This window comes from Bacillus sp. RC251, from assembly GCF_044908765.1.
GTDB classification, from domain to species: Bacteria; Bacillota; Bacilli; order Bacillales; family Bacillaceae_G; genus Bacillus_A; species Bacillus_A wiedmannii.
In genome coordinates, this window is sequence record NZ_JBIYDP010000001.1 from 987,340 (window position 1) to 1,004,201 (window position 16,862).

Consider the following 16,862-nt stretch of genomic DNA (forward strand, 5'->3'; position numbering starts at 1 on the left):
GTGGAGGAGTTATGAGAATGGACATGTATCATACGAGAATATTGAAAGCGCTTGAATCAAAAGATTATATTTCAGTACGAAGAAGAGTGTTACGTCAATTAGTAGAGTCGTTAATTTATGAGGGGATTATTACGCCAATTCGCATAGAAAACGAAGAACAAATTCTTTTTCTTATACAAGGACTTGATGAGGACAACAAAAGTGTCACGTATGAATGTTACGGAAGAGAACGAATGACATTTGGACGTATCTCTATAGATTCATTAGTAATAAGAGTTCAAGAGGAAAAACAAGAAATACAATCAGTTTCGCAATTTTTGGAAGAAGTTTTTCGAATTGTTAACGTAGAACAAACGAAATTAGATTCTTTTATTCATGAATTAGAACAAACGATATTTAAAGACACGATTGTACAATATGAAAGACATAATAAGGTGAAATATACCCAAAAATCGTACGATGAATTTGAAAGCCATTTAATAGACGGTCATCCATATCATCCTAGCTATAAAGCACGCATTGGGTTTCAATATCGTGACAATTTTCAATATGGATATGAATTTATGAGACCAATAAAAATTATATGGATTGCATCTCATAAGAAGTATGCGACTGTAGGTTATGAAAATGAAATGATCTATGACAATATTTTAAAAGGTGAGATAGGCGAGCATACATTAGAAACGTATATGGAACGAATTCACAGTGCGGGATGTAATCCAAAACAGTACGTGTTTATACCTGTTCATCCTTGGCAGTGGGAGAATTTCATCATTCCAAATTACGCTGATCATATACAGGATAAAAATATAATTTATTTAGGACAATCAGCGGATGATTATTGCGCGCAACAATCGATGAGGACGTTAAGAAATGTTACGAATCCAAAGAGACCATATGTAAAGTTATCGCTGAACATACTTAACACTTCAACACTCCGTACGCTGAAACCATATTCAGTTGTGAGTGCACCAGCTATATCGAATTGGTTAAGTGATGTCGTAAGTCAGGATTCTTATTTAAGGGATGAATCGCGCATTATTTTGTTAAAGGAATTTTCGAGTGTAACGTATGATACGAATAAGAAAGCCACATATGGTTCATTAGGGTGCATTTGGCGTGAAAGCGTTCATAAATATTTAGATGAGCAAGAGGATGCGGTTCCCTTTAACGGCTTATATGCAAAGGAGAAAGACGGGACACCAGTTATTGATGCATGGTTAAACAAATATGGGATAGAAAATTGGCTACGATTACTGATTCAAAAAGCGATCACACCAGTTATACATCTTGTTGTAGAGTATGGAATCGCATTAGAATCACACGGACAAAATATGATTTTAGTTCATAAAGAAGGGCTACCTTTCCGTATTGCATTAAAGGATTTCCATGAAGGACTTGAGTTTTATCGTCCATTCTTAAAAGAAATGAATAAATGTCCAGACTTTACTAAAATGCATAAAACGTATGCGAATGGGAAAATGAATGATTTCTTTGAAATGGATCGTATTGAATGTTTACAAGAGATGGTATTAGATGCACTGTTCTTATTTAATGTAGGAGAATTAGCTTTCGTACTTGCAGACGAATATGATTGGAAAGAAGAAATTTTTTGGATGATAGTTGTCGAAGAAATTGAAAATCATTTTAGAAAATATCCACACTTGAAAGATAGATTTGAAAGTATTCAGCTATACACTCCTACATTCTATGCTGAGCAATTAACGAAGCGACGATTATATATGGATGTGGACTCGCTTGTTCATGAAGTTCCAAATCCATTGTATAGAGCAAGACAACTTATCAAACAAAAATCAGTTGTTACAGGGGGAAATTATGCTAATCGTTAATAAACAAGAGTATAGCAAAAGTGATTTTGATTTGAGATTACAAATTTATGAGGAAATGGAACAATTTCAAAAAGCAGCAGGAAATAGATTCGCGCTTTGTCTGAAAGATCCATTCGATATTATTACGCTTGTGTTTTTCTTAAAAGAAAAGAAATCATCAGTATTGCTTATACATGAAGATACGCCAAAAGAAACGGCTATTGAAATGGCAAAGCGTGCAAATTGTATCGGGATATTATATGGAGAATATCCCGATTTTACGAAATTAGAAGTAGTGAACGCTTTACTAGAAGAGCCTTCTTTATTGCAATATAGTTCTGGAACAACAGGAGAACCAAAACTGATTCGTAGAGCATGGGCGGAAGTGGATACAGAAATTACTGCTTATAATGAAGCTTTAAACTGTGAAGTAGATGAAGTGCCGATCGTTATGGCTCCTGTTTCACATTCATACGGACTAATATGTGGTACGTTATCTGCAATTACGCGAGGAAGCAAACCTATCATCATTACGAATAAAAACCCTAAATTCGCATTAAATATAGTTCGCAATACAGAAAAACATATCATTTATGCAGTACCGCTTATGTTACATATTATGGGGAGTTTCCCGCAAGGAACGTTTCAGTTTCATAAAATTATGACATCCGGAGCACCTTTACCAGAAGCATTATTTTATAAACTAAAAGAAATGACAACATATATGATGCAGCAATACGGTTGTTCTGAAGCAGGTTGTATTAGTATATGTCATAATATGAAAAGCCATTTAGATTTAGGTAATCCACTACCTCATGCGAGTATAAGTATAGGTTCAGATGAAAATATGCCCGAAGAAATCGTAGTGAAAATGAAAGATAAGGAAATTTTCACTAAAGATTTGGGGTATAAATCTGAGCATGGTCTTCATTTTATGGGGCGCATGGATGATGTGATTAACGTTTCAGGATTAAAAGTCTTTCCGATAGAGGTAGAAGAAACAATGCTTCGACTAGAAGGCGTTCAAGAGGCAATTGTATATCGGGGAAAACATCCTGTGATGGGCGAAGTTGTTAAAGCGAAAGTAATCTCTCATGTTGATCCAGTGCGAATAAGAGAATGGTGTATGCAGCATTTACCATCTTATAAAGTTCCGTATGAGATTGAAAGTGTAACTGAAATTCCGAAAAATAAAACTGGAAAAGTAAGTAGAAAATTACTAGAGATGGGAGAGGTTACAACATGAGACGTGAAACATTAAAAAATGAAGTGTTGAAAATTATGACAGAAAAAATGGAGCTAAAAAATGTAACGCATTTAGAAGAAACGATGCGTTTAAACCAAGATTTATATATAGATTCGGTAATGATGTTACAACTCATAGTCTACATAGAAATGGATGTAAAGCTATCCGTTCCAGAGGATGAGGTAGACCCAAAAGCATTTCTTACTGTAGGATCTTTGCTTGATTTTATGGAGGAGTTACAGCCGGTATAAGTAGTAAATGTGAATAATTAACCTTTAGGAAAGTGGATGAGAATATGACTTCAATTAAAGTTCACTGTTTAGTGAGTTGTTTTTGTGAAATTATAAAAAGGCGTAGCGATATAGATTTCCGTCCATTTTATTTTGGATTATGGGACGGAGATTTTGATATAACAGAAGGCGGCATTATCTCGTATCACTCCGAAAATATTAACCATGATAATTATTTATTATGGTATGAAAAATTGTATGGTATGAAAGTGAACGAATGGTATGATCATGCAAAAGGTAAAGATAGCAATGTAGAAACGTTTTTACAATTAGTAGAAAACAAGCCAGAAAATCGCTATGTCATTGTAATGGTTGATATGTCTCTATTGCCAGAGAGGGAAAATAAATTTCATCAAAAACCGTTTCCGCATTATTTAATGATATCGAAGACAGAGAAAGATGAAGAATGGTTCATGCTAGATCCTGATTTTCGCTGGGAAGGGAATATGGAAAGAGAAAAAGTGCTTCACTCTGTTCAAGATAACCCATTTGGTGGAGGGTATTTCATTGATGTAGAAGAAATTCACGAGCCAACAGAAGAAATGGTAGCGAGTTATTTCATAGAAACTTTCAAAAGAAATGACAATGAACTGACTATGGAATTGAAAAATTTAATTATAAAAATGGCAAATGAAGAAGAAGGTTATTCGCTTTCTGGTCTTGTAGCGGCAGTGAAGCAAATACCAGTACTTGCAATTCGTAAATATAGTTATGAACATGCCTTTGCATACTTCCGTGAAACGTTGCAATATTCGGAGCAAGAGTTTGATTATTGGTGTGATCGGGTAGAGGATACTGTACAAGGATTTACAAATGTACAGTATCGAGCAATTAAAATGGCGATGACGAATAATAAAGGCATGTTATTATCAATTGTTGAAAAGTTGGATGAAATGAATGTAATTGAACTGCAAATTAAGGCTGAATTAGAGAGACAGTTTTTATCATGGAAAGAAATGAAAACAAACGAGTCTGTCTTAGCGTTTTAAAAACCTAACTGAATTTAAGATAAGGGAGTTCAAACCTATGAAATATTCATTATGTACTATTTCCTTTCGTCATCAATTAATTTCATTTACTGATATTGTTCAATTTGCATATGAAAACGGTTTTGAAGGAATTGAATTGTGGGGGACTCATGCACAAAATTTGTATATGCAAGAGTATGAAACGACAGAACGAGAATTGAATTGTTTAAAGGATAAAAGCTTGGAAATTACGATGATAAGTGATTACTTAGACATATCATTATCGGCAGATTTTGAAAAAACAATAGAGAAATGTGAACAACTTGCAATATTAGCTAATTGGTTTAAAACAAACAAAATTCGTACGTTTGCTGGACAAAAAGGTAGCGAAGATTTCTCGGAACAGGAGAGAAAAGAGTATGTGAATCGTATTCGCATGATTTGTGAAGTATTTGCTCAGCATAATATGTATGTACTTTTAGAAACACATCCAAATACGTTAACGGATACGCTGCCTTCTACTTTGGAATTATTAGGAGAAGTAGATCATCCGAATTTGAAAATAAACCTTGATTTTCTTCATATATGGGAGTCTGGTGCAGATTCAATAGACAGCTTCCATCGACTAAAGCCGTGGATACAACATTACCATTTTAAGAATATATCGTCAGCAGATTATTTGCATGTGTTTGAACCAAATAATGTATATGCAGCAGCGGGAAGTCGAATTGGTATGGTTCCATTATTTGAAGGTGTGGTAAATTATGATGAGATTATTCAGGAAGTGAGAAATACTGACCATTTTGCTTCACTCGAATGGTTTGGACATAATGCGAAGGATATATTAAAAGAAGAAATGAAAGTATTAACAAATAGAAATTTAGAAGTAGTAACTTCTTAATATAAAATGATGTAAGAGTCTCTCATTGTAGAGACTCTTTTTTTAAAAATATAAATAACCAAAAATTACCATGTATTTAAATTAAAATTTAACACAATTTATATATAAATAAGGAGGTGATTGGTAATGGCTAGAAATCGTAACTCTAATCAATTAGCATCACATGGAGCACAAGCAGCTTTAGATCAAATGAAATATGAAATTGCACAAGAATTTGGTGTACAACTTGGCGCTGATACTTCTTCACGTGCAAACGGTTCTGTAGGCGGTGAAATTACAAAACGTCTAGTAGCGATGGCAGAACAACAACTTGGTGGCGGATATACTCGCTAATTGTAGAAGGTTATAGGAGAAAGGAAGGATTCTTCCTTTCTTTTTTTTTTCAATTAATTGGTATGAATATATTGCGAACTGGATTCAAAGAATAGGAATAATACTATATTTTCCCCAATTTCTTTTGTTGTGAATGGGAAGTAGTAAAGATGTAATAGCCCTGGTGGAATGAAAAATTACGTTCCAGCAGGGCTATTATATGGTCAGAAATATACGATGAAAGGGTTCCGAAGCCAACATGTTAAAAAAAGAAAACTGTTGTTTAATTGCGCTTGCATCAGTTCCACTTGTTATGACATTAGGGAATTCAATGCTTATTCCAATCCTACCGACTATCGAAAAGAAATTACATATTTCATCGTTTCAAGTATCCATGATTATTACAATTTACTCTATTGTAGCCATTTTACTTATACCGATTGCTGGTTATTTATCAGATAGATGGGGACGAAAGATGATAATGGTTCCGAGTTTGCTGATTGCGGCTATAGGCGGAGCGGTAACAGGTTGGGTATCATGGAAAGTTGATAATCCCTACACTTGGATACTGATTGGTAGAGCGATTCAAGGTATTGGTGCAGCTGGTGCAATGCCAGTTGTTATACCTTGTGTTGGTGATTTATATAAAGATGAAAAACAAGTTAGTACAGGTTTAGGAATCATTGAAACATCCAATACATTTGGAAAAGTGCTGAGCCCTATTTTAGGATCTGCTCTTGCTGCCATTGTATGGTTCTTACCATTTTGGGCGATTCCAGTTTTATGCGTAGTATCAATTGTTTTGTTACTTGTTCTAGTAAAGGCAAAGAAACAAGAAGGAGAAGTACCACCACTTAAAGAGTTTATAAAATCGATTATTTCTACGTTTCGAGAAAAGGGAAGATGGTTAATTGCCATTTTTGCATTAGGTGCAATTATTATGCTTATTTTATTCGGAATTCTCTTTTATTTGTCGACGATACTGGAATCAAAGTATGACATTCATGGTGTATGGAAAGGGTGTGTACTTGCTATCCCGCTACTTGTACTGTCACTTAGTTCATATATGGCCGGTAAAAAAATTGGAGATAATCAAAATGTTATGAAGAAGTGTATTTATATTGGTTTTTTAATGGCAGCTGCATCAGTCATCATTCCTTTATTTATAAAAGGGATTTATTTACTACTTCTTTGTCTCGTTATCATGGGGATAGGAATTGGTATGGCACTCCCATGTTTAGACTCCCTAATTACACAAGGAATTGAAAAGGAGCAAAGGGGAACGGTTACATCTTTTTATAGTTCCATGCGATTTATCGGTGTAGCAGCTGGCCCACCTCTATATTCTTTTTTCATGAAAGGTGCTGACCATGAAGTGTTTTATGTAACAAGTATTTTCGCTGGTATTGGTGCCGTTATAGCAATGATTTGGATTAAACCAGCAAAAGATGCAAAGAACGTAAAACAGAAACCGGAACCTACTTCATAATTTGAAAGAGAATTGCATGATGTTTTCAGTAACATGCAATTCTCTTTCGTTCATTAAGAATACATAACTTGTTTTAACATATAAAGCGCGACACCCCAAATGATGATACCCGAAAACTTATTTAATAATACGATTGTTTTTCCGGTTGAGTCTATTCTTTTTAGAAATTTCCCCGCTAAGGCTAAGCTTATAAACCAAATCCAAGAAACGATAATAGTTGCAAGTGTGAAAGCCCATTTTTCACTTCCTATGTATTGAATAGAATTTGTTCCGATTACACCGATTGTATCTAAAATTGCATGTGGATTTAATAACGAAACCGATGCAGCGAAAAGGATTTGCTTTTTTAATGGCATACTGTTTTCTGTGTTTATATCGTTGGAAGGGTTACTTCTCCAAATAACAAAGCCCATATATAGGAGAAAGAAAAATCCAATTATATATAACGTGTTAGTTAGCCAAGAAAAAGTAAGGAGTACAAGGGAGACACCCTGCACCGCAATCAATATGAGTAACGTATCACATATAGAGGCAGTTAATACGACAGGGGCTGCCCTCCAAATGTTTGGTTGGCTCGCACCTTGATTAAAGACGAAAACATTTTGGACGCCTAATGGAATGATAAGACCAAATGCAAGAATGATACCATGAATAATTGCTTCACTCATCATATTACCTCCTATTTTAATTCAGTATGATAGTGTATATTGTATAGAAGAAATGAAAATTTGTATCCATCCATATGGTTGGAGAGGTTACCAACCAAAAAGAATATAAGGTGATATGATGGAAAGATTCGTTTGGAAACCGAATATGTCTCTAGCGACTCCTCTGTATAAACAAATAGAAACGTATATAAAAGAAAGAATCGTTAATGGAGAATGGACTGTTGGAACGAAATTACCTTCACAAAGAGATTTGGCACATACATTCGGTGTGAACCGGAGTACAATTGTAATGGCTTTCGATGAGCTAGTGGCAAAGGGATACATTGAAGGAAATGGCAGGAAAGGAACAATTGTTGTAAATAATAATGAGAATGCTTCAACGTACGCACCCCCGCCTAATTGGCAGTCTTATGTAGAAACAGGACTTCATTACCCAAATCTGCCTGCTATTCAAGAGATTAATCAAGCTGAATTTTATCCGCATGTAATTCGTTTAGGAACAGGTGAGCTCGCGCCGAGTCTTTTACCTGAAAAAAAGATGAAAGATATTATGAATAAGCTTTTAAAGTCGAGCATGATACTTGGGTATGAAGAACCAAAAGGGAATTTCTATTTAAGGAAGAAAATTGCTGACTATTTAAAAGGACATGGTATAGATGTAACTCCTGATTCTATATTAATTGTTTCAGGAGCAATTCAAGCGTTGCAACTTATTTCTATGGGGCTTCTTCCAAAAGGGGCATCCATCTTATTAGAAAAACCATCTTATTTATATTCGCTTAATGTTTTTCAATCTGCAGGAATGCGTTTAATTGGTATACCAATGGATGAGAACGGTTTACATGCATCATATATTACGAAATATAAGAAGCAATTTAATGCATCTATTTTATATACAATTCCGTCTTTTCATAATCCGACGAACTTTAGTATGAATGCGAAGAAACGAATAGAAGTGATGGAAATATGTAACGAAATTGGTTTGCCTATTATAGAAGACGCGGTGTACCAAGACTTATGGTTTGATGAGCCTATTTCAAAGCCTTTAAAAGCATATGATAAAAACGGAATTGTACTGCATATTGGGAGTATGTCTAAAGTCATTAGTCCAGGATTAAGAATTGGATGGATTGTTGGATCTGAGCCAGTCATTCAAAGATTGGCAGACATAAAAATGCAAACAGATTATGGTTCAAGTTCTATATCCCAGCAAATTGCAGCGGAATGGTTTGCAGATGGATTGTATGATGAACATTTACAGTTTGTAAGAACTAAGTTGAAAAAACGTAGAGATTTTATGTTGCAAATGTTAGAGAAATATTGTCGTGATATAGCAACATGGTATGAACCGACAGGTGGTTTTTATATTTGGTTACATATGAATGTACCCGTTTCGAACCGTAGCTTATTTGACAAAGCTTTGAAAGAAAAGATTTTATTAAATCCAGGTACTTTGTATGATAGAAGTGCAAACCAATTTTTGCGTCTATCCTATTCATACGCAACGTTAGAAGAAATTGAAATAGGTATCAAAAAACTTGCACAACTAATGAAAAAGTAAGAGGAGAAAGTAATGAAACAATACGTAATTTGCCAAATTATTAATGGAGAAAAATATTTAGCTGCTTATGCGGAGACGAAGCAGGATGCAATTGAAAAAGCAGAATTGTTAGGGTTACGAACGGGAAATCGATATACCGTTATTACTGCGGAAGAAGCTAAAGGGTTAACGTATCCTTAAGAGACGTATAATAATTTATGCAGGAAGTAAATAAGCCTCGTAATCTATGATATTACTAGGCTTATTTTTTTGAAAGCGTTACGTGTTCTCGTATGAAAAATAATAGTATTATGAGTCAAGTTGACGGAAATACCGATTTGTTTTTCGGTCCTGATTTCCGTTTCTATAGTCATCAATATATTGTCTGAAGTTCCAAGATTGTAAAAACTTATTTGCGGCGTTATAACCAGAATTGTAAAGCCACTCTTTTTCTTCCTTTGTTAACTCAAAGTTGGTACTTGTAATGGATCCTGTTGGAATTGTAATCGTTCTTGCTTTTGATTCCTTATCTAAATGACGTAAATCATGGGCTTGCATCATCGTTTTAAAAAGTCCTTTGAACATGGAGATAGGCTCGTTATAATGGGCAGGATCAGCTTGAATCTCATCTTTTACGAAATGAAATCCAAATGTTGGCCAGCGAGGAGAGGAAGGTGAGTCGAAAATCCAAATTGGGTAATTGCTTAAAATCCCTCCATCAACCATATAACAAGGTTGCTTCCATTTAGGGGTTCTCCATTTTACCGGTTCAAAGAAGAAAGGGATTGTACTACTCATTCTTACAGCTTTAGCAATAGAGAAGCGATAATTTAAAAATCCGTAGTTCGGTAAGTCATCGGGAAAGATAACCATTTTGCCATTACTTATATCAGAAGCGATAATTTTAAGCTTATTTAAATCAGGTAAATCTGTAAATAAGTGAACTCCTTTTTTGCGAAGTAATTCTTCAATCCATTCTTCTATAAAAATATTAGAGTAAATACCAAGAGTAGTCCATGCGCTTAATCCTTTTCCGATAAACGGGATTCTGTCAATAAAGGTTCTCTTCGTAAATTTATTATAATCGATATCAGTTATAATCGTTTTTAACTCTGAACAAGAATATCCTGCTGCTAGGAGCGCAGCGATAATGGAACCAGCTGATGTTCCAGCTACACGCTCCCATTCATAGCCTTTTTCAGCTAACGCGCAAATTGCTCCTACATGCGCAATTCCGCGTACACCGCCTCCTTCAAAAACACCATCAATCTTCATCAATCATACTTCCTTTCGAATAAAAGATTTGAAAATGGCAAAAAAGCACGTATTGTACGTGCTTTTTTGTAATAGTTTTTAAATTTACTAGCAGCCTACAAAGCCGCCCCAACAGCTAGCTCCGATGATGATTAGAAGGATAAATAAAACGATTAATAAAGCGAAACCTCCATAACCACATCCACCACAACTACCGCCGTAACCGCCGTAACCGTAACCGCCGCAACTATATCCGTAACCCATGTGGAATTCCTCCTTAAATTAAAAATAAAAATGAACGAGGGGAAAATGTACTGGAAGAAATAATGAACTATCGTGTTTGTAGGAACAATGTATACTATGCTTTTTTTAACTTGTTCGCGTATGGAGGAAGAGCCCGTTTTTTTGGAGGCTTGTTGTTTTTACAAAGAATGGAGTATAATTTTTGTGCGATGATACAAATAAGTATGTAAATATAAGGAGAATTTATGAATAAACAAATTGAAGTATTAATTGATAAATATGGGCTGACACATTTAAAAGAGGAACTTATTCACACTGTATTTCCTTGTGTAAAAGTTGTGCCAAAGCAGGAGGAAACAGTTGCGGTAGGTAGTTCGAAAATGGGAGGAGTTCCTGACTTGCCAGCTACATTGGAATACCCAATGCACAAAGGAAATCCATTACAATTTATCGCTCAATTTAATTTAAATGATTTACAAAATGTTGGTATGGGTCACAATCTTCCTAAGACAGGGATGTTATATTTCTTTAGCATTGAAAATTACTTTGAAGAAGATGTGAATCCAACTGAAGCGGGGCGTGTACTTTATTATGATGTTCCTGTAGAGCAATTACGAAGAGCAGATGAATTGCAAACAAATTATAACCAGTGTGCAACTACTTTTGAACTGACATATAAATTGCCAGAGCTTTTCATTGAAGATGAGGCTGATTCAGATCGTTTCTTACAATTGCTTGAAGAACTAATCCCAGACAACTATGATAACCATCAAATGTTTGGTGAGCCATTCTCTGTACAAGAGGAAGTATTATATGAGACAGGAGAATATATGGGGATAGACCCGCAGCAAATGACGCTTTTATTCCAAATCGATTCAGATACTAAAAATTGTAATATGATGTGGGGAGATTTAGGAATGCTTTATTTCTGTATTGGAAATGAAGACTTAAAAAATCGACGTTTTGAAAATGCGTGTTGTGTATTACAAACTTGTTAATGAAAAAGGTTGTTCTTGTAAAAAGAACAACCTTTTTACAATGTTAAATATGCATAATCTCATATGACCTATACGGAAAAGTATTGTATACTCTGAAACTATACGATACTTTTTCGTATAGTTATAGAATGTAAGGAGTGAAAAGATGAGAAAGACAAGTAAGTATGTGACAGCTACCCTGCTTTGTTCAACTATAGTAATGGGAGGCTTACACGCGTCAACGGTATCTTATGCAGCTACGAATCCGTCTGTAGCGACAACACAATCAGATGCAAAGCTATTAGATGATTTCCGAAAAGAATTAAAAAAACAGGTTGATAATCGAGAAGAAAATATTACAATCACATATAAAACGAAAGATAGAAATGCTAGAAATGTTATGGACCAATTGTATGGCGAGTTTAATAAAATTGTAGATGCAGATGAGTATGTAAAATATAATGTAGCGTCTACTAAATATTCTATTAAAGGGTTACCAGGAAACTATACGTTTACATTGCAAGTGAAATACCGTGAATCAAAAGAGCAAACACAATATGTAAAATCCCAGGCAAAAGCAATTATCGGTTCAATTGTAAAACCTGGAATGGATGAGCATGAGAAAGTAAAAGTTATTCATGATTACGTTGTAAAGCATGTATCGTATGATACGTCTTATAAAGCGTATACAGCATATGAAGCATTAGCAAATCGTTCTGCCGTTTGCCAAGGATATACGTTATTAACATATGAATTGCTAAAAGAAGCAGGTATCCAAAACCATATTGTAACAGGTACAGGAAATGGACAAGCTCACGCATGGAATTTAGTGAACATTGAAAACAAATGGTATCATCTTGATACTACATTCGATGATCCAGTACCCGATAAAGCTGGACGCGTAACATATTCATATTTTAATATGTCTGATGAGCAATTAAGTAAAGATCACGACTGGGATCGCAGTAAATATCCAGCGGCAACTACAAGTTACTTTAATGAATTAACAAACAAAATAAAAGCGGGTAGTTCAAAGACTGCTGCGTATGAACAAATGTTAAACGAAACAAATTTAAAATATTTGTCTGCACAATACGGGGCAGATAATTATAGTGAATTTAAGAAAAAATTACAGCAACAATTCGCTTCTAAGCCTGAAAAGGTAGAAGTACGATATAAGCAATCGATGGATGGAACAATGCAAGATATAAAGAAAGTGTTAAATGAAATAAATTGGCCAAAAGGTGCAAAACGTGTATCTTATGAAGTAGCACCATATAGTGCAATGGCAGATTATTCATTAGCGACAATTACATTTACGTATTAATTAATGAAGAAGAGCATCTGTAAAGGGTGCTCTTTTTATTATGTATCACTTTAAAAAACAGAATTATGTGATAAAATCAAAAAGGAAGAATGTGGAATCTGAATGAATTTGTTCGAAAATAACATATTTACATTGATATATACTTGTTTAGTAATCGGACTTATCGTTTTGTTTTTCCTATCATTTACTTTGTTTATTAGAAGAGTATTTCAAAACAGTGTTGCAAAGAAACAACAAGTGATGCATATGAACGAGAAGCTAGACCGAATTATTGAATTGCTTGAAAAAGATAAGAAATAGTGATAGAAGATGTATGAAAAGGAGAAGAGGATGGCTAATTATATAAAAGAATTACGTGAAAAAGTAGGTCACGACTGTGTTCTCATAAACTTTGCGGGTGGTTGTGTGTTGAATGAACATGGAGAAGTATTACTGCAAAAAAGAGGTGATTTTAACGCTTGGGGATTTCCTGGCGGTGCAATGGAAATTGGAGAATCTGCCGCAGAAACCGCGATTCGAGAAATAAAAGAAGAAACAGGTTATGACGTGGAAATAAATGAGCTTATCGGGGTGTATACAAAATATTTTCAAGCATATCCAAATGGAGATAATGCCCAGTCAATTTTACTATTCTTTTCATGCTCAATTGCCGGTGGAGAGCAAAAAGTAGACGGTGATGAAACGTTGGAATTGAAGTTTTTCCCGCTAAACAAAATGCCGCCATTGTTTAATCAACAACATGAGGATTGTTTACAGGACTTACTAGAGAAAAGAGTAGGGGTGTATCGTTAACATAAAAAAGAAGCTAATGAGATTAGCTTCTTTTTTATGTTTTATTTATTTCCACCAATTATCAAACATTGATGCTGGAACTTGTCTTTTATGTTCGCTCACTGTGTAACGTTTTTCAATTTTTTCTGCAACGTCAGTTGGAACTGCTTTACCTTCTAAATAATCATCTAGTTGATCATACGAAATACCTAACTCCGTTTCATCAGCTTGACCTGGTTTTTCATCCAATAAATCAGCAGTTGGCATTTTTAAGTAAAGTCGCTCATCCGCACCTAATTCTTGTAAAAGAGCACGTCCTTGACGTTTCGTTAAACCCGTTAATGGTAATAGGTCTGCACCACCATCTCCGAATTTTGTAAAGAACCCTGTAACAGCTTCTGCAGCGTGATCAGTTCCAATTACAAGTAGCCCTTGTTGACCACCGATTGCGTACTGCGTAACCATACGGATACGTGCTTTCACGTTACCTTTATTGAAATCTGTTAATGATTCACCTAATACGTTTTCGTATTGATTTGAGAAAGTATCAACTGTTGACGCGATATCAAATGCAACAGATTGATCAGCTTGAATAAATTGTAATGCTAATTGCGCATCATCTTCATCTTTTTGCACTTTATAAGGAAGGCGCACGGCGATAAATGTTGCGTTACCACCTTCATTACGAATTTCCTCCACTGCGAGCTGAGCTAAACGTCCAGCTAATGTAGAGTCTTGTCCGCCACTAATGCCAAGTACAAATCCTTTTGCACCTGTTTTTTTTACATAATCTTTTAAGAAATCTACACGTTTACGGATTTCTGCTTTCGGATCAATTACAGGCTGAACATGTAATGCTTTCATAATCTGTTCTTGTAATGTCATTATGTTTCCTCCTATTCATATTAAAGCGGTAATTAAGTTTATATGTATATTGGTACATACTTCTATCCTTTATTATTTCGCAAAACTAACGAATATACAATAGGATGCGTGTATGAATATGAATGTAGTCATTATAATGAAACTGTTTCGTTTAAGCAATTTTTTTGAAACCTTTCAATAATGTAAGGTTTTTGTCATTTGAATCGATGGAAGGTATTTCCGGACTTTACTAATATAAGAACATAGTTAGTAGAAGGGCGGAGAAGGAATATGAACATTAGAGAACTTGCTTATCGGAATGTAACGAGAAATAGACGAACATATTCAGCATATTTTTTAAGTAGTGCATTTGCCATTATGGCCTTTTTTGTTTATTCATTTTTTGCGTTTCATCCCGCATTAAGTGCTGGAGAATTGGGACGATACGTATTCGTAAGTATGTCTTTTGCGCAGTCCATTATTTACTTATTTACGTTTTTCTTTATTTTATATTCGATGGGAATGTTTTTAAAAACGAGAAAGCGTGAATTAGGAATTTTAATGATGTTAGGTATGACGAAATATCAATTAAAGCGTCTTATCTTCTTTGAAAATATTATGATTGGGATAGGGGCCATTATTTTTGGAATACTTGCTGGAATGTTATTTTCCGGAATATTACTATTTGTAGCTCCGATGATATTAAAATTAGATATTTCTTTAGCTTATTACATTCCAATGAAAGCCATTGTTGTAACGAGTATTATGTTTTTCGTATTATTTATGATTATTTCATTGTTTAGTGCAGGAATGATTCGAAAAAATAAAATTATGAAATTGTTTAGAGGATCCGCAGAAGCGAAGCCGGAACCGAAAGCATCGATTATTTCTTCTATATTAGCGGTTATATTGCTTAGTGCGGGATATGCAGGAGCACTTATGTCACACGGGGCAATGGTATTTGTCATGATGATTCCTGTTACAACGGTAGTCATTATTGGTACGTATTTGCTGTACAAGCAGTTGAGTGTCTTTATTATTAGACTGTGTAAAAAAAGTAAACGTTTCTATTGGACACAGACAAATATTGTTACGTTATCAGATTTAGCTTACCGTATGAGAGACAACGCCAGAATGTTCTTTATTGTAACTATTATTTCAACTGTAGCATTTTCAGCAATAGGTACATTAGTAGGTTTCACGTCCATGACGAAAGGGATTATGGAGAGACCAATTGCGTTTCAGTATCATTCTAAGCAAGGAAATAGTAATGAATCACAGCATTTGCAGATGATTGATGAAGGATTAAAGAAACATAGTATAGCAGCTTCTAAAACGAATATTTCAACGAAAAAGGCGGAGGAGCAGTCGTTAAGAAGTGCCGTTTTCATAAAAGAATCAGATTATGAAAAATATGCGAAGTTAACAGGAGAACCATTTCAAACTGTAGCAAATAAAGAAGCTTTATTTTTATCAGTCGATATACCAGGCCCACCGATGAAAGAAAGAAAAGAAATTACTTTACCACTTTTGAATGAATCTTTAAAAGTGAAAAAAGTTAATACTTCTTCATTAAGTAAAATACTAAGAGGTAACGTTTATGTAATCTCTAAAAATCAATATGATGCATTACAAGATGGATTTAAAGAGGAAAAAGATTATGTGTACAAAACAGAAGGAACGAAAGATGAAATTGAAGTTGGTAAAGAACTTACTCATCAAATGAAGACTTATGAAGAATATGCAATGTTTAGTGCAGAAGAGTATGAACAAAACCAAAGTTTACAAATCGCAGGACCAATTCTATTTGTAGGTTTCTTTATTGGTATAGTATTTTTCGTATGTGCAGGAAGTTTCCTTTACTTCCGTTTGTTTTCTGATTTGGAGGATGATACTCGTTTGTTTGAAATGATTCGAAAAGTAGGCTTAACGAGTGGAGAGTTATCGAAAATAGTTACAATCCGATTGGCACTTTTATTCTTCGTTCCAATAGGTGTTGCAACATTACATGGGGCAGTAGCGTTAACTGCACTGGGACAGATGTTTGAGTACTCACTATTTAAAGAAAATGCGATTGTATTAAGTATTTTCGTAGGAATTCAAGTTGTATATTTCTTACTGATAAGATCTCGTTATTTAAAACAATTGAAAGAGAGATTACGTATGCATTAATTGTGTTATTT

The 16,862-nt window shown here is 34.6% G+C and carries 18 protein-coding genes; 14 read left to right on the forward strand and 4 right to left on the reverse strand.

Annotation, left to right across the window (positions count from 1 at the left end):
- Positions 1 to 11: 11 nt before the first annotated feature.
- From ABH961_RS05025 to bcbE, 7 genes are all read left to right on the forward strand, one after another.
- Positions 12 to 1,850 (forward strand): IucA/IucC family protein, encoded by a 1,839-nt coding sequence (locus tag ABH961_RS05025; protein ID WP_141520035.1) that lies wholly within the window; start codon positions 12 to 14, stop codon positions 1,848 to 1,850.
- Complete coding sequence (locus ABH961_RS05030; protein ID WP_098079475.1) at positions 1,837 to 3,075, forward strand: AMP-binding protein; 1,239 nt, start codon at positions 1,837 to 1,839, stop codon at positions 3,073 to 3,075. Before ABH961_RS05025 ends, ABH961_RS05030 begins: the two co-directional genes overlap by 14 nt.
- Entirely contained in the window at positions 3,072 to 3,326 is a 255-nt protein-coding gene (gene asbD, locus ABH961_RS05035; protein ID WP_048543185.1) for a petrobactin biosynthesis protein AsbD, read from the forward strand. Before ABH961_RS05030 ends, asbD begins: the two co-directional genes overlap by 4 nt.
- Positions 3,327 to 3,370: 44 nt before the next feature.
- Positions 3,371 to 4,354, forward strand: coding sequence for a petrobactin biosynthesis protein AsbE (asbE, locus tag ABH961_RS05040; protein WP_404518985.1), 984 nt, complete (start codon positions 3,371 to 3,373; stop codon positions 4,352 to 4,354).
- Positions 4,355 to 4,391: 37 nt separating this feature from the next.
- Positions 4,392 to 5,234 carry a petrobactin biosynthesis 3-dehydroshikimate dehydratase AsbF gene (asbF, locus tag ABH961_RS05045; protein ID WP_098642825.1) on the forward strand — a complete coding sequence of 281 codons (843 nt, stop codon included), beginning with the start codon at positions 4,392 to 4,394 and terminating at the stop codon, positions 5,232 to 5,234.
- Positions 5,235 to 5,360: 126 nt separating this feature from the next.
- Positions 5,361 to 5,567, forward strand: coding sequence for an alpha/beta-type small acid-soluble spore protein (locus tag ABH961_RS05050; RefSeq protein ID WP_000113545.1), 207 nt, complete (start codon positions 5,361 to 5,363; stop codon positions 5,565 to 5,567).
- Between the two features lie 238 nt (positions 5,568 to 5,805).
- Complete coding sequence (gene bcbE / locus ABH961_RS05055; protein ID WP_097858789.1) at positions 5,806 to 7,035, forward strand: bacillibactin exporter BcbE; 1,230 nt, start codon at positions 5,806 to 5,808, stop codon at positions 7,033 to 7,035.
- Between the two features lie 53 nt (positions 7,036 to 7,088).
- Here bcbE and ABH961_RS05060 read toward each other — a convergent pair whose 3' ends face one another.
- On the reverse strand, positions 7,089 to 7,703 hold the full coding sequence (locus ABH961_RS05060; protein WP_098079479.1) for a LysE/ArgO family amino acid transporter: 615 nt from the start codon (positions 7,701 to 7,703) through the stop codon (positions 7,089 to 7,091).
- Between the two features lie 118 nt (positions 7,704 to 7,821).
- Between ABH961_RS05060 and ABH961_RS05065 the strand changes: the two genes are divergently transcribed.
- Both ABH961_RS05065 and ABH961_RS05070 read left to right on the forward strand, forming a co-directional pair.
- Positions 7,822 to 9,264, forward strand: coding sequence for an aminotransferase-like domain-containing protein (locus ABH961_RS05065; RefSeq protein ID WP_098642824.1), 1,443 nt, complete (start codon positions 7,822 to 7,824; stop codon positions 9,262 to 9,264).
- 12 nt (positions 9,265 to 9,276) lie between these two features.
- Positions 9,277 to 9,444 carry a DUF3933 family protein gene (locus ABH961_RS05070; protein WP_087982849.1) on the forward strand — a complete coding sequence of 56 codons (168 nt, stop codon included), beginning with the start codon at positions 9,277 to 9,279 and terminating at the stop codon, positions 9,442 to 9,444.
- A 108-nt stretch (positions 9,445 to 9,552) separates the two neighbouring features.
- On the opposite strand, the gene ABH961_RS05075 is transcribed toward ABH961_RS05070, so the two are convergent.
- Positions 9,553 to 10,518: a patatin-like phospholipase family protein gene (locus tag ABH961_RS05075; RefSeq protein WP_000686805.1), complete on the reverse strand. Its 966-nt coding sequence runs from the start codon at positions 10,516 to 10,518 to the stop codon at positions 9,553 to 9,555.
- Between the two features lie 87 nt (positions 10,519 to 10,605).
- Entirely contained in the window at positions 10,606 to 10,761 is a 156-nt protein-coding gene (locus ABH961_RS05080; protein WP_000540426.1) for a YjcZ family sporulation protein, read from the reverse strand.
- 224 nt (positions 10,762 to 10,985) lie between these two features.
- On the opposite strand from ABH961_RS05080, the gene ABH961_RS05085 reads away from it, so the two are divergent.
- The 4 genes from ABH961_RS05085 (at position 10,986) to ABH961_RS05100 (ending at position 13,836) form a co-directional block, all read left to right on the forward strand.
- Positions 10,986 to 11,738: a YwqG family protein gene (locus ABH961_RS05085; protein WP_088063091.1), complete on the forward strand. Its 753-nt coding sequence runs from the start codon at positions 10,986 to 10,988 to the stop codon at positions 11,736 to 11,738.
- Positions 11,739 to 11,883: 145 nt separating this feature from the next.
- Positions 11,884 to 13,044: a transglutaminase domain-containing protein gene (locus ABH961_RS05090; RefSeq protein ID WP_098079483.1), complete on the forward strand. Its 1,161-nt coding sequence runs from the start codon at positions 11,884 to 11,886 to the stop codon at positions 13,042 to 13,044.
- A 102-nt stretch (positions 13,045 to 13,146) separates the two neighbouring features.
- Positions 13,147 to 13,344, forward strand: a complete 198-nt coding sequence (locus tag ABH961_RS05095) for a DUF4083 domain-containing protein (protein WP_001048060.1) — start codon at positions 13,147 to 13,149, stop codon at positions 13,342 to 13,344.
- Positions 13,345 to 13,374: 30 nt separating this feature from the next.
- Positions 13,375 to 13,836: an NUDIX hydrolase gene (locus tag ABH961_RS05100; RefSeq protein ID WP_048543177.1), complete on the forward strand. Its 462-nt coding sequence runs from the start codon at positions 13,375 to 13,377 to the stop codon at positions 13,834 to 13,836.
- Between the two features lie 45 nt (positions 13,837 to 13,881).
- Here ABH961_RS05100 and nadE read toward each other — a convergent pair whose 3' ends face one another.
- A complete protein-coding gene (nadE, locus tag ABH961_RS05105) occupies positions 13,882 to 14,700 on the reverse strand; it encodes an ammonia-dependent NAD(+) synthetase (RefSeq protein ID WP_098049215.1) in 819 nt (272 codons plus the stop codon).
- 270 nt (positions 14,701 to 14,970) lie between these two features.
- On the opposite strand from nadE, the gene ABH961_RS05110 reads away from it, so the two are divergent.
- Positions 14,971 to 16,851: an ABC transporter permease gene (locus tag ABH961_RS05110; RefSeq protein WP_048543175.1), complete on the forward strand. Its 1,881-nt coding sequence runs from the start codon at positions 14,971 to 14,973 to the stop codon at positions 16,849 to 16,851.
- The last annotated feature ends 11 nt before the right edge of the window (positions 16,852 to 16,862 follow it).